Here is a 14,721-nt window from a genome sequence, read left to right as displayed (position 1 = left end):
CCTCATTTTTTCTTTTCTTCGGAAAGCTCTACTTTTTTTCCACCGACCGATAAATAGTTATATACTTCTGTATCTTCCTTTAATTTCGTTATTCCTTTTATGTACGGTTTCACTAAATCCTTGAAGTCTTCGTACACTCCATCGTTAGCTAAATGACCATACACATAAATTTTTTTATCGTCAACAATATATGCAAGATACCCAATTGCTTGATCATCACGATCGACAATATTTAAAACTTGAGCATCCTGTTTATTTAACTCTGGAGAAAAATAAATATCCATGAGTTTCATCTCCCATCCAATTTATTTATAAAAGTTTATGTACTATCAGTTTGTCCAGTCTGTAATGTATTAAAGAATAAATCGGTATTAATTCACATTTTCGAAGCAAATAAGAGGTCAATTGCATTTATGTGATAATGCTCTATTTTCTAATTTTCCCCACACAAAAATTCCTAATTCAACCAATCCAGCTAAATTAGGAATTTTAACTGCCAACCCTTAATGCCTTCTTTGAAAATTACTTAACGCTTGATAATGTGGGCGTAATGCTTCATAAAGTTGTTTGAAGGTATGATATAAGTTTTGGTAGAGTTTACGATTAGCATCGTTTGGAATAAATGACTTTTCCATTGGAATATAATTTGCAATTTCTGTAAGCGACTTCACTTCACCTATACTGACTAATCCCATCCAAGCTGCTCCCCAAGCTGAGCTCTGATGACTTTTAGGAACCTGGATCTCTTGTTCAAAGATATCCGCTAACATTTGTAACCAAAGTGGCGACCTAGCAAAGCCACCGCTTGCGAAAATATTCTTCGCTGGACCGGCAAGTCTTTCTAAAGCTTCACTGACTGTCAGTAAACTAAAAATGACCCCTTCCATGCCAGCACGGATAAGATGTTCTTTTTTATGAGCTAAAGTTAATCCAATAAAACTTCCTCTAGCATTTGCGTTCCAATACGGTGCACGTTCACCATTTAAGTATGGTAAAAAAAGTAATCCATTCGCACCAGGAGCGACTGTATGAGCAAGTTGTACCAAACGTTCAAAAGCGCTTTCCCCCTGTTGTTCGGCCAGATACATTTGATGCTCACCGACGACCTCTTTTAACCACTGCAGAACAATTCCGCCGTTATTCGTTGGTCCTCCCATGATCCATGCACCTTTTGTAACACAATAGCAAAAGATCTCTTGTAACTCGTCGGTATGAGGTTTTGCAGCCATTTGGCGAATCGCGCCACTCGTACCCACTGTAATGGCAACATCTCCAGGTGATATCGCACCGATTCCAAGATTAGCGAGCGGTCCGTCACTCGCACCGATTACAAACTGAATATCTGAACGAAGACCGGTTTCTGACACTACATAATTTACTAATCCTTCACATACATAGGTAGGTTCCACTGGAGTTGATAACTGTTCTTTATGAATTCCTGTAATGGCTAACGCCTGTTCATCCCATTTAAAAGTATGTACATTAAACATTCCTGTTGCAGACGCTACTGAGTAATCGACAATATATTGATTAAACCATTTTTTTATTATGTATTCTTTAATTGAAATAAATTTTGCTGCTTTCGTATATGGTAAATAATTTGTTTCTTTCATCCAAATTAATTTTATGAATGGTGACATCGGATGGATAGGTGTTCCTGTTTTCAAATAAATGTCGACCCCGTTTGTTGCTTTCATGGCTTCAGCTTGTTGGACACTTCTTCCGTCTGCCCATGTGATCGATGGCGAAATTGCATTTCCTTTTTCATCCATACAAACGAGTGAATGCATTGCAGAAGAAATTCCTACGACAGCAATGTCACCACCTGAAGCTTTTGCTTTTTCTACGATGGTCTTCAAAACTTTTATTGCTGCAGCTTCTATTTCAATAGGGTTTTGTTCAACCCAAGATGGTTCAGGGTGATATACACGATATGCTGCTTCACATTCAGCTACCACTTGACCTGCCTTTGTAAACAGGACGGCTTTTGTACTAGTTGTACCAATATCTAAACCAATAACATAACTCACAATACGCTTCCCCTTTCAATAAACAACCTTATCAATACTATTGTTATTCCTTAACGAACGAAAAAACATAACCCTAATGGATTATGTTTTTTGATTAAAACTATAGCGTCGCTGCGCTATTTGTATCTTTGTATACTCTGAAGTTTTGTTGAAAAGTCACAATAAATGTAGTTCCTTTTGGACTCGTATCAATTTCGATGTTGGCCCGGTTCCTTGCTGCAATACTGTAACAGATCGCTAGACCAAGACCAGTCCCCTTTTCTTTCGTTGTAAAAAACGGAGTCCCGATATTTTCTAGGACCTCAGGCTCGATACCAGGACCTTCATCGTTAATATTCAAAACCGCTTTGTCACCCTGCACATACGTTCGAATTGTTAATTGTCCACCTAAAGGCATCGCTTCAAGTCCATTTAATGCTATGTTTAAAATGAGCTGCCTAATTTCCTTTTCATCAATGTAAAGAAGCGGGCAATCTTCTAAATCTAGTTTCACGTCTTTATTGCCTAACATCCCTTCTGCTTGAAGTAGAGGATGTAGGGCATTTATAATATCATTTAAATTTTCAAGGCGAGGGTCAGTCGCCTTATCTTTAGCTAATGCAAGGAATTCCGTTATAATTCCGTTAGCACGCTCTAGTTCTCCAATCATTAAATCGATATATTCGATAGGTGTTGGATATTCTTGTTGCTTTTTCGATAACTGTAAAAAACCAAGCACCGTTGTCATCGGGTTACGAATTTCATGTGCAATTCCTGCAGCCATTTCGCCGACTAAATTTAAACGATCTAAACGAGTAATTTCTTTTTGCATTTTTAATGTTTCTGTGACGTCTGTTATGACACTTATAATACACGGTTCACCATTGATATATACTAATTCTGTGGAAAGTAGACCATTTCTTGTCTCGTTCGTTTTCGTTACATACGTTACTTGATAGTTATACAGGCCCTCTTTTAGATCTAAAGGCTCATTATCAGATGCGAAATCATCTGGAAAAGCTGGTTGAATATGTAGTAAATTCTCAAAAGTATGTTTCAATTCATCAAACTCATATCCAGTAAATTCAGACCAAATTTTATTCACTTTCAAATAGCATTTACTTTGAACTGACCTCATCGCCATCAAATTAGGACTGCTATGAAAAATTTTCCGAAAGCTTTCTTGTGAAACTTTCAATTCTTCATTTGCTATAAGCAACTCTTTCGTTTTGTCGGCAATAATTGTTTCTAAATTAAAATATTTTTCTTTAAGGTCCGACGTTTGCTCTTCTAATACGTTTCTTTGCCATTCAATTTCTTTTCTATTTTTATAAATTTCTACGAATGCTTCGACCTTACTGCGCAAAAGACTGGGATTAAATGGCTTAAATATATAATCAACTGCACCAGCTGAATATCCCCTTGAAACATGTTCAGTCGCTTTACTTAAAGCTGTAATAAAAATGATTGGAATGTGCATCGATGTTTTTCGCTGCTTAATTAATTCAGCCGTTTCAAATCCATTTAATCCTGGCATTTGAACATCTAATAAAATGACTGCAAAATCATATTGGAGAACGTATTTTAAAGCCTCCTCCCCACAGTCAGCTTTTACTAGATTATAATTAGGTGACGCAAGAACAGCCTCTAATGCGATTAGATTTTCAGGTCGATCATCTACTATTAATATATCTACTCTCTCTCCATTCACCATATCTTTATCCCTCGGTTTCCTTTAGTAGTTTTATGTTATTCGGCAATCTAGAGTATAGTTATTGAAGAGTGAAGAAGTTAGACGATTTTAGTTACTCCCTTAATATAAATCTTCTCCTCCCTATCAATTTCTTGATAAAAGTGTGAAGTATCACCGCTTGTGAGCGCTTCCTTATTTCCTAAACCTAAATAACCACCATCACTTAAACTATGAAAAAAAAGATCATAAACTCTATTTTTTAAAGCAGTGTTAAAATAGATTAACACATTTCTACAAATGATCACATGAAATTCATTAAAGGAATGATCTGTGACTAAATTATGGTGGGCGAACACGATATTTTTCTTTAGTAAGGGCTTTAAAAGGACATAATCACGATGTGCAGTGTAGTATTCAGAAAATTCCTTGTGCCCACCCGCTTGCTGATAGTTTTTTGTGTAAAGCTGCATATGACTTAAAGGAATTTTTCCTTCTCTCGCTTTATCCAATATATCCTCATTCATGTCTGTTGCATATATTTTCGTTTTATCATAAAGACCTTCCTCTAGTAGTAAGATTGCCATCGAATAAGCTTCTTCACCTGATGAGCAGCCAGCATGCCATATGCGTATAAAAGGATAATTGCGTAAAGTAGGAACAACTTTATCTCGAAACGCCTTAAAAAAACTAGGATCACGAAACATCTCTGTTACATTTATGGACAAATCGTTTAATAAATTTTTTAAAACCATTGGATCGTGCAATACCTTTGATTGTAATTCAGAGATCGTGTTTAATTGTTCAGTACGGACTCTGTGCCATACTCTACGTTTGACCGAAGAGAGGGCATAGTTTCTAAAATCAAATCCGTAATGACGATAAATCCCTTCTAGTAATAGGTCAATTTCAATTTTTTCAACATCCACCTCTATATCTTCAGAAGAAATTCTCATTGGCATTTTTTCCTCACTTATATAACCATACTTTTATTAACGACAATAATTGATCCATCTTTACTGGTTTACTTATATAGTCTGACGCACCAGCCATGATACATTTTTCTTTGTCACTTTTCATCGCTTTGGCTGTTAAAGCAATAATCGGCAAGTCTTGAAATGCATCACTTTCTCGTATTTTCTTCATCGCTTCATATCCATCCATTTCTGGCATCATAATATCCATAAGGACTATATCAATCGTTGAGTCGCTATTAATGATTTCAAGTGCCTCTATACCATTTTCAGCAAATAACACTTTCATATTTTGCATTTCAAGTGCTGTTGTGATCGCAAACACATTTCGCATATCATCATCGACAACAAGAACGACTTTGTTTTCAAAAGGTTCGTTGTTATTTTCTGTAGGGTCGACATCATTTGATACTTCTAATTTCATATCATCAGTATGAGGTGAATCAATAACTATAACATTATTTTCTTGAGTTGCAGCTACTTCTGCCGTCATCGATTTTCTAATTACTGATAATTCATAATAATCAGGTAAATGAAGACTAAATGTACTTCCTTTTCCTTCCGTACTCTCAATCGTTACATACCCGCCTAGCAATTGTGAAAGTTCACGAGTGATTGATAAGCCTAAACCCGTTCCGCCATACTTTCTACTCGTCGTACCATCCCCTTGAAAAAAGGCCTCAAATATTTCTTGCTGCTTATGTTTTGGAATACCTATGCCTGTATCTTCTACTGAAAAGACAATTTTAGAACGAATATCATCATGACCTTTGCTCAAACGTAGATTGACTGAACCTCTTGATGTAAATTTAAATGCATTTGATAATAAATTTTTCAATATTTGTTTTAATCTTTGATCATCTGTAAAAATAACCTTCGGTGTATCATCAGCAATCGTAATTTTAAAATCTAATTCTTTATGCCGTGCTACTGGATTAAATTGACGTTCTACAAATGCTTTTACATCACTTAATAGAACCTGTTCTGGATAAACATCAATTTTCCCTGATTCAATTTTTGATAGATCGAGAATGTCATTAATTAAGTCGAGTAAATCACTACCTGACGAATGGATTGTCAGTGCATATTCAATTTGCTTCTCAGTTAAATTTCCTTCGCCATTCTCAGAAAGAATTTGTGATAAAATTAACATACTATTAAGAGGGGTTCGAAGTTCATGTGACATGTTCGCTAAGAACTCTGATTTATATTTTGAACTCAATTCAATTCCTCTATTTTTTTCTTCTAGATCGCGCTTAATTTTCTCAAGCTCTTTTGTTTTTTCATCTGAATTTTTGTATTGTACATGCAGCTGTTCATTCGTCAACCTCAGTTCTTCTTGTTGTTGCTGTAATTCCTCAGACTGTGCTTGTAATTCTTCAGTTAACGTTTGCGAATCAGATAAGAGCTTTTCAATTTGCATATGATTAATAATTCGATGAATAATCACACCCGATGAATCACTTACTTCTTTTAGTAGCTTCATTTGCAAGGACGAAAACCTTTCAAACTTAGCTAACTCAAATACTCCTAGCACTTCACCTTCGATTTCAACCGGTAAAATCACTAATGATGTCGGTGACGCTTCGCCAAGCCCTGACTTCGTAGAAATGTAACCTTCAGGCAAATCTTCAATATGTAGGACTTTATTGTCTAGTGCACATTGTCCTACTAACCCCTGCCCAAGCTTAATCGTTTCTTTACCGACTCGTTCGTTCTGATTTGAGGCATAGCCGGCAATAAGATTAATTTGATCTTCTTCTTTTGTATAAAATGCACCGTATGTCGCATCAACAGAAGATGCTACCTTCGATATGAATAATTCCCCAAACCGCTGTAAATTCTGTTGTCCTTGAAACTTCTTCATAATGTCTGAATACTTAGTTTTTATCCAATTCTCATTTTCTAAATACTTTTTTATATCCTTTTCTTGTTTAGAGTAGTCTTCTAATGCATGTGCCATTTCATTGTACGCCTCTGCAATTTCCCCAATTTCATCCTTTGAATTTACTTCAATTCGAGGTAATTGCTCATTAACATGACCTGGCACACTTGTTATCACATCTCGAACTTTATAAATACTTTTTGTAATACTTCGCACGACTGAAATCGTAATACCAATAACAATTATTACTGCGACGATAAAAAGACTGATTAAAAAGAGCACCGTAAATTGAAAGTCTGCTTCCGCATTAGAAAGCGCTTGTTGCATTGCACTTTCTTCTAATTGAGTTAATTTATCGAACCCTTCTACAATTTGAGCTCTCATTTCACGATGATCGTCAATCAGAACTTTTATCCCAGCATCTTGATCGCCTTCTATAGCGTATTGTATGGCATTATTAACGACTTCATAATAGATGGTATTCAGTTCTTTAAGTTGTGAAACGACATGACTACTTTCTTCAACGGAACGAGGAATACTTTCGATTCGTAAAAATAAATCAGCTGATGCTACTCGCGACTTTTGAATGATACTAATGTGATCCTCTAGTACCGCATCCTCACTCATTAACAAAAGTTCTCTAATTTCTCGGGCTGTCGTATTAATTTCATTTCTTAGTAATTCTATGAGCTTCAATCTTTCATAGTTTTCATTGACGATTGCATTCATATGATCCTTTTGTTGATGCATCGTATAAAAACCATTAATACTCAAAAAAACGATAATTAATAGAATTGATCCAAATCCAAGATATAGCTTTGTTTTTAGTTTCATTTCTTCCATAACCTTTCATTATTGATAGGAATGCAAAGTCAAACTCACTACTATTTTATGGATATTTTACTATATCAGCCGTTTGGATTCTACAATAAAATACAAACAATTCTAATATTTCATACATTCTATCATTTTTTTTATAAAAAAAGGTACATTTTATTATAAGTGTTCTGTTGTCGTAAACAAACATAAGGAATAACGCATCAACTTGAAGCATCCTAAATTGCATATTAATTTAGGGCCTTTGAATAAGATTAAAACGCTTAGACGTTTAAATCTAAGCGTCTTAATAAGCTAAATGATTGTTATTTCCTTTGCTAGTTCTCTTATGTTTTCATATGTCTTTTAACCTGCTATTTTAGCTTTTTTCCACAGTGTCGGAACTACTTAAAATCACCTCTGTCAGCATCCTAACAAGCCATTATTTTTCCACTTCTACTGTCCAACCATAAGGGTCATTTTGTTTACCTGTTTGAATACCTGTTAAAGTATCGTAAAGCTTTTTAGCAAGCTCCCCCGTTTGTTTATTATTAATTGTGATTTGACGACTGTTCCAAGTAAGCTCTCCTACTGGAGAAACGACCGCAGCTGTACCTGTACCAAATACTTCTTCTAGTCTGCCTTCTTCGTGGGCTTGGAATATTTCTTCAATGGAAATTCTTCTTTCAACGACAGGAATTTGCCAATCTTTTAAAAGTTCAATAATCGACAACCTTGTAATCCCTTCTAAAATACTTCCGTTTAGTTTTGGAGTAACGACTTCTCCATTGATTTTAAAGAAAACGTTCATACTACCTACTTCTTCAATAAACTTTTTCTCTACGCCATCTAACCACAGAACTTGAGAAAAACCTTTTTCTGTTGCTCTTTGCTGGGCAATATACGCTGCTGAGTAATTTCCTGCCGTTTTAGCCATCCCTGTACCACCACGCACAGCTCGTGTAAACTCTTCTTCTACAAAAATTTTAACTGGATTAATTCCTTCACGATAGTAAGAACCTACGGGCGATAAAATGATGTAAAATTGATATGTACCAGATGGAGCTAAAGAAAGATTTGGTTCAGTAGCAATAATAAAAGGTCGTATGTATAAAGAATAGCCTTCTGTAGTTGGAATCCAGTCTTGATCAATTCGTAGTAATTCTTGTAAATAGCTTAGTACTAGTTCTTCATCTAAAGTTGGAATACTTAATCTGTCACTCGATCGATTTAAGCGTTGGAAATTTTTTTCAGGTCGGAATAATAAAATCCGCTCATCCTCGGTTCGATATGCTTTTAACCCTTCAAAGACCGTTTGACCGTAGTGAAAAATCATCGCTGCCGGATCTAAAGTAATCGGCTCATATGGAATAACTCGAGGATCATGCCATCCTACGTCAATTGAATAATCCATCACAAACATGTGATCTGTAAATTGTTTACCGAAAGCAAGTTGATCATCTGCTAGTCTCGGTTTTCTATTCGTATTTTCTATAATTGTTAGCTGCTCTTTCATTTTCCCACTCCTTCTAAGACATACCATTTTTTCAGATTTCTATTTCTTTACCTATAACTATTATTTATTCTAATATATAACAGCTATATCATGCTAGTCCTCATTCCCTCTATTACCGATTATTGAAAGTGCTTGTCCAAATTTTAAATGAATTTATCATTTGAAAAGCTCTACATTAGTTTACCTTATCAAATGAAAATACCAAAAGAAAAAGCACTATATTCAGTGCCAGGTCCATCGATTAACGCCCCTGTTTTAATTTTAAAAGCTCTTGATTAAGCTCAACTAATTTCGCTTTTATATGTTCAACCGTTTTTTCATCACCATTCTTCATATAATCACTCATGTCCATTAAATATTGATCAATACGATTATAAATATCCTGCTCCTTTCTCATTCGGTCACCTTGTTCTTTTCGTTTTATTTCTTGGGATATGAACACCCATTGATCTAAGTTTTGAAGCATTTTTTCAGACTTAATATCGACCTCAACCAATTCAAGAAAATGTTTATGTTTCACCATTGTTAGTTTATGATTTGCTTCAGCAGAGTAAATATTCAATATCATTTTACCCCTGTCAAATCCCCAGAAAATACTATAATTCATACTTAATACGCCTTTAATCAGTCGATCTAGCTGCTGTTTATCTAATTTTATAGATAAATCACTATATTGTATTCTTTTCAATGGCTACACCTCGCTACTATTTTATTCCCTCCAGTATGATATTATATTTGCAAGCCCTTACATTAAACTATTTCACTTTTTGCGTAATCATGCTTGTAATATGAAAACAGTAAAAAGAGGCTAACTCACTATGTGTTTTTTCCTTTAAACATACAGAGTGCTTTTTACGTACACTACATTGTATGAAGGTACTTGACACTTTGGTGATTTAGCCTCTTACCTTTTCATTACCCTTTAATTCCCGCTAGCCACTCTTTATAGCATTCTTTACAAAGTGGTTGTTCAACATGATCACTATCTTGTATAAAAGAAGCATATTGAAAGTTGTTTTCCTCTAGTTCACTATTGCAATAAAAACATTGTTGTTCCAAAGTGAACGACTCCTTTTATTAATAATATCGGGACTATGGGTTGAAAAGAAACAACATTGGATTAAACCGCATATCACTATTGTTTCTCCATTCCCTGTTGTTATTTTTCACGAAAAATAACAGATCATACACTAAAATATTGCGTTGCATCCTAGAAAAAAATGAATGTAAATACCAAGAAAAGCGAAAGCGCCCGTTTAGCGACGTATGGACTGGAGACCTCCGTATGAGATAAAGGAAACACGGCGAGTGCTAGCGAGGCGATGTTGACTTATCGTAAGGAGGAGAGCGAAGTCCAATAGACGCTGGGCGCTGTAGCTAGACAAGAAAAGCGAAAGCGCCCGTTTAGCGACGTATGGACTGGACTGAGCCGCAGGAGATAAAGGAAACACAATGAATGTTAGTGAATTGATGTTGACTTATCGTACGGCGGTGAGGGAAGTCTCACTAGTCGCTGGGCGCTGTAGCTAGACATCCTCGAAATTTAAACTTCCTCATTAAAGTAGCGTATTTCTTTCTTATTCTTTTAAAAAGGACCTCTCCATATAGAGAAATCCTTGTAAATTTTTATTTTTTTAATACCTGCAAAAACACTTCTCTTACCTTTGGGACGACATAGGAACTTCCGGAACCTTCCACGTTCTCAACCATCATTAGAACGAGTAGTTCAGGATTGTCCGTATTCATCGCAATAAACCAACCGAATTCTTTTCCTAGTTCAGCTTGATTTGTTTTATATTCGGTCGTACCTGTTTTTCCTGCTAATGGGATACCTTCTATTTTTGCCGTTGATGCTGTACCTCTGGGACTTTCAATAACTTGTGAAAGGTCTGAAAGAATACGGTCTGCATGTTCATCATTAATCATATCTTCCTTCCATAGCATTGGGTCTTCATTTTTAAATAAGAGTGGCTTTGGAATATTTCCACTATTAATAAATGCAGTATAAATTAACGACATATGCAATGGATTGACTAACAATTCAGCTTGACCATATGCTGTATCTGCTAATTGAACTTCAGACTGAATTTTGTCATTTGCAACTTTAGACATCTTCAATGGGTATTCAAACGGAACACTTTCCTCAAATCCAAAAGCCTGAAAGCCTTCTGTAACTAAATTCTCCCCTATCTCAATTGCCATTTGCGCAAAATAAATATTATCTGAATAAACAAGTGCATCTGACAAATTCACATCATGGTTAGGGTCTTTCACGCGTCTTACTTCATAACTCCCCCAAGACGGATCCTTTCTCCAACCTAATCCATTGATCTTGCGCTTTTCATTTGGATCCCAACCATTCTTGAGACCAACAGCTGCTGTCAACGCTTTTATTGTTGAACCTGGTGCATATGCCTGTGTAAAGCGATTAAGCAAAGGCCGATTTTCATCTTCGTTATAATTTTGCCATGTTTCCGTAGAAATTCCTAAAACAAATTCATTTGGATTATAAGCTGGAGCGTTGACTAGAGCTAAAACTTCTCCGGATATTGGATGAAGAGCAACACCCGTTCCTGCATCGTTATCTTTTTTTAGCTGATGATAAATCACCGCTTGAATTTGACTATCAACCGTTAATTGGAGCGTTTTCCCGTCAACAGCATCTTTTTTTGCAAGTATATCTTTTTGATTCCCTTCTTCATCGACAATAAAAATGACAGCGCCTTTTTCTCCTCTTAATTGACCTTCATATAAACTTTCAAGTCCGGTTCGCCCAATGAACGAATTCGTATGATATCCTTTGTCTTTGTTCTTTTCTAAAAGTTCAGCAGTAATCGGTGTAATATATCCGACTAAATGAGCCGCTGCTTCACTTAAAGGGTATTCTCTTGCTGGAACTTCACGATAGGTTACACCTTTAGAAATTCCCCGTAATTCGTTAACAAAGTCCAATTGATCCTTTGGTACTGTTTTGATTGGAACAAAAACATCAGGTCTCACCCACGATTGATTCAACGCATTCTCAATGACCTTCTCTGACATATTGAGAGCTTTACTTAGCTCTGTAACCGTATACTTCTCAAGTCCTTCCATTCTGCCAGTCACTAAACCGATTTCAAGTGCGCTCCCGTTCTTTGCTAGTGCTACCCCGTTTCGATCGAAGACTTCTCCCCGCTCAGGAATTAAAGCTTTTACCCTCACTTCATCTCCTTGTTCTAGTGGAGGAAAAATCATCGCAGGTGTCCAATCGATTTTCCATTCTTTCACCTCATCTTGTTCTTCTAATCGTAAATCAACTGTCGAGTAAAACCGAAGCTCACCTGCGACAGTGTTCATTGCTTGTTCAAATTCGAGGATCACTTCGGTCATTGCTTTATCGATTTCTACATCAGGATCTCTAGTTGGAGTCGTTACAGAAAGGCTTTCTGCACGAATTCCGTCATAAATATTCGTATATCTCTCAACAAATTCATCTTTTGAAATGGTTTCTTTTGCATCAGAAGAAAGTAAACCATACATTAATTCATAATTTCCACTTTCCCAATGCGCTGCAAACTCACTTAATGCATCCTCTGGCGTCGGTAGTTCCTCCGAACAACTTACTAATATTAGAAAAATAAAGGATATAGTAATTAACCTGACTACTTTTTTTATCTGATTATCCATAGACATCTCCTCTCATTTTCAATATTCTGGATTTCCCTTCATTTTACCAAATTTTACTAACAATAGATACTCCGCCTGAAAACGTATGAGTTATAACGAATTCAATAATAAAAAAAACTGACTCAAAGCGTACAGTCATACCCATAACACATACATTTGAATCATCTTCTGTTTGATAAAGGTCTTTTCGTACCCTTTTAAGCTCAGTTCTTTCAATTTTCTTTCACTTTTCTTTAATTTATAGTATTCTTTATTAAGAACGAAATTCTTAATAAAGAATACTATTGAAGGATGTGCCTACCCGTGGTTAACCATATCATTCAACACCGAACCCCTTATTTACTAACCTGTTGCCTTTTGCTGCTATCTATTGCTGATGCAATATTTACAGATATTGGATTACGTCAAGCTGTCATCTCTGAAATGAACCCTATCATAAATTCCATATACGATAAAAGTGTCATTTTATTTTACCTCATTAAGATTGCCCTCCCTATCTCTTTAATTATTTGTGTTCCTTATGTTATTTCTAGTGGCATCGTAAAGCAAATATTAGCTTTTGCTGTCATCATTTATTTTTGCGTATTTATTTATCACATCGGGTGGTCGACATATGTTATTTACTCATATTTCCTATTTTACCCTCTAGCGGGTACCTATCCCTCTCTTTGATTATTCCATTCTACTTAGTTTTACGACTGCCTTCTCTTATCCTATTTCGTAGTTTATTACCTTTTGTTGACTCTCCTTTCATTGTAAATGAAAGGGGATTTATGTATGATATGTAGGGTAATACATAATGTGGACTTCCAACAGTTATACTGAAGACAAGTTCAAACACCAGGATAAATTGGAGTTGAGAATGTGGCAAAAGTAGTATTAAATCGAAAGCGCAAAAAACGATTGGAGCAAGGACATCCATGGGTTTATCAAAGTGAAGTAGCTTCTATTGAAGGTGATTATCAACCAGGTGATATCGTTGATGTTTATAATCATCAAAATTTTTTCTTAGCAAAAGGATTTATAAATCCAAATTCTCAAATGATCGTTCGGATATTATCCTATGAAAAAGACGAAGCCATCGATCAAGCCTTTTTCGATCGAAAAGTGAAAAAAGCATGGGCACATCGTGAACAGTTTATTCCTAATGTTCGTTCGTGCCGTGCGATATACGGTGAAGCCGATTTCTTGCCAGGCCTAATTGTCGATAAATACGATGATACGTTAGTCGTTCAAAATATGGCATTAGGAATGGAAGTGCGAAAAGAGCTTATTTTAGAAGCATTGCTTAACGTTTTCCAACCAAAAGCCATTTATTTAAGAAACGATGTTTATGTACGAGAGTTAGAAGGACTCAAACAAGAAAAAGGCTTCTGGTATGGTGAAGGGTCAACAGAAATTGAAATCGAAGAAAATGGCGTTAAATACGTCGTTGATATTGAAGGCGGACAAAAAACAGGATTCTTTTTCGATCAAAGACAAAATCGTGCAGCAATTAAACCGTTAATTACCCCAAAAGCAACTGTTCTAGATTGCTTTACGCATACTGGTTCTTTCATGTTAAATGCTTGTAAATATGGAGCGCACCATGTAACAGCGGTTGATATTTCAGACCATGCGATTGCTACAGCAAAACAGAATGCTGATCTCAACGGTTTTACAAACGTCGACTTTATTGTCGCTAATGCCTTTGATTACCTACGTGAGGAAGTTCAAAAAGGAACTGAATTTGACGTCGTTATCATCGATCCACCTGCATTTGCAAAATCACGTCATGCTGTAAAAAAAGCATTGCGTGGCTATAAAGATGTTAATTTAAACGGCCTTAAACTAGTTCGAGATGGGGGTTATTTTGTAACTGCCAGTTGTTCATTTCATGTGCATGGACATATGTTTGAAGAAATGGTGCAAGATGCTGCCTTTGATGCACATAAAGTCCTTCGTCAAATTTATTGGAGTGGTGCAGGGTACGACCATCCTAAACTCCTGAGTGCTGATGAAGGAGATTACTTAAAATTTGCTATTTATGAGGTAACCAATAGAGGGTAAACCGATTAGGTTCATCTTAAATTTTTGATCAGAATGTAAATATTTTGTAACGCTTATGCAATGTAAAAAAGATAAAATAGAGTCAAATCCAATTTGCCCTCCTTTATATTTATATA

11 protein-coding genes are annotated in these 14,721 nt (G+C 35.8%); 2 read left to right on the top strand and 9 right to left on the bottom strand.

Going from position 1 to position 14,721, the window contains the following annotated elements:
- Nucleotides 1-2: 2 nt before the first annotated feature.
- The 9 genes from J0N78_RS08885 to J0N78_RS08845 form a co-directional block, all read right to left on the bottom strand.
- The gene (locus J0N78_RS08885) at nt 3-284 is read right to left on the bottom strand and encodes a hypothetical protein (protein WP_209122680.1); all 282 of its coding nucleotides are present in this window, start codon (nt 282-284) and stop codon (nt 3-5) included.
- A gap of 219 nt (nt 285-503) precedes the next feature.
- A complete protein-coding gene (locus tag J0N78_RS08880; RefSeq protein ID WP_307794915.1) occupies nt 504-2,030 on the bottom strand; it encodes a gluconokinase in 1,527 nt (508 codons plus the stop codon).
- A gap of 100 nt (nt 2,031-2,130) precedes the next feature.
- Nucleotides 2,131-3,723, bottom strand: a complete 1,593-nt coding sequence (locus tag J0N78_RS08875) for an ATP-binding response regulator (RefSeq protein WP_209122679.1) — start codon at nt 3,721-3,723, stop codon at nt 2,131-2,133.
- A 77-nt stretch (nt 3,724-3,800) separates the two neighbouring features.
- Entirely contained in the window at nt 3,801-4,655 is an 855-nt protein-coding gene (locus J0N78_RS08870; protein WP_209122765.1) for a CheR family methyltransferase, read from the bottom strand.
- 13 nt (nt 4,656-4,668) lie between these two features.
- On the bottom strand, nt 4,669-7,392 hold the full coding sequence (locus tag J0N78_RS08865; protein WP_209122678.1) for an ATP-binding protein: 2,724 nt from the start codon (nt 7,390-7,392) through the stop codon (nt 4,669-4,671).
- Between the two features lie 424 nt (nt 7,393-7,816).
- Nucleotides 7,817-8,890 (bottom strand): branched-chain amino acid aminotransferase, encoded by a 1,074-nt coding sequence (locus J0N78_RS08860; protein ID WP_209122677.1) that lies wholly within the window; start codon nt 8,888-8,890, stop codon nt 7,817-7,819.
- 241 nt (nt 8,891-9,131) lie between these two features.
- Nucleotides 9,132-9,578, bottom strand: a complete 447-nt coding sequence (locus tag J0N78_RS08855) for a hypothetical protein (protein ID WP_209122676.1) — start codon at nt 9,576-9,578, stop codon at nt 9,132-9,134.
- 227 nt (nt 9,579-9,805) lie between these two features.
- A complete protein-coding gene (locus J0N78_RS08850) occupies nt 9,806-9,949 on the bottom strand; it encodes a hypothetical protein (RefSeq protein WP_209122675.1) in 144 nt (47 codons plus the stop codon).
- A 567-nt stretch (nt 9,950-10,516) separates the two neighbouring features.
- Entirely contained in the window at nt 10,517-12,556 is a 2,040-nt protein-coding gene (locus J0N78_RS08845) for a penicillin-binding transpeptidase domain-containing protein (protein WP_209122674.1), read from the bottom strand.
- A 291-nt stretch (nt 12,557-12,847) separates the two neighbouring features.
- Here J0N78_RS08845 and J0N78_RS26490 point away from each other — a divergent pair, with 291 nt between their 5' ends.
- A complete protein-coding gene (locus J0N78_RS26490) occupies nt 12,848-13,228 on the top strand; it encodes a DUF5658 family protein (protein ID WP_374193894.1) in 381 nt (126 codons plus the stop codon).
- A gap of 192 nt (nt 13,229-13,420) precedes the next feature.
- Complete coding sequence (locus J0N78_RS08840) at nt 13,421-14,605, top strand: class I SAM-dependent rRNA methyltransferase (protein WP_209122673.1); 1,185 nt, start codon at nt 13,421-13,423, stop codon at nt 14,603-14,605.
- The last annotated feature ends 116 nt before the right edge of the window (nt 14,606-14,721 follow it).

The sequence above is a fragment of the Alkalihalobacillus sp. BA299 genome (assembly GCF_017745675.1).
In the GTDB taxonomy this organism is placed as follows: Bacteria; Bacillota; Bacilli; order Bacillales; family Bacillaceae_F; genus Alkalihalobacterium.
This window is presented reverse-complemented; position numbering and strand designations above follow the sequence as displayed.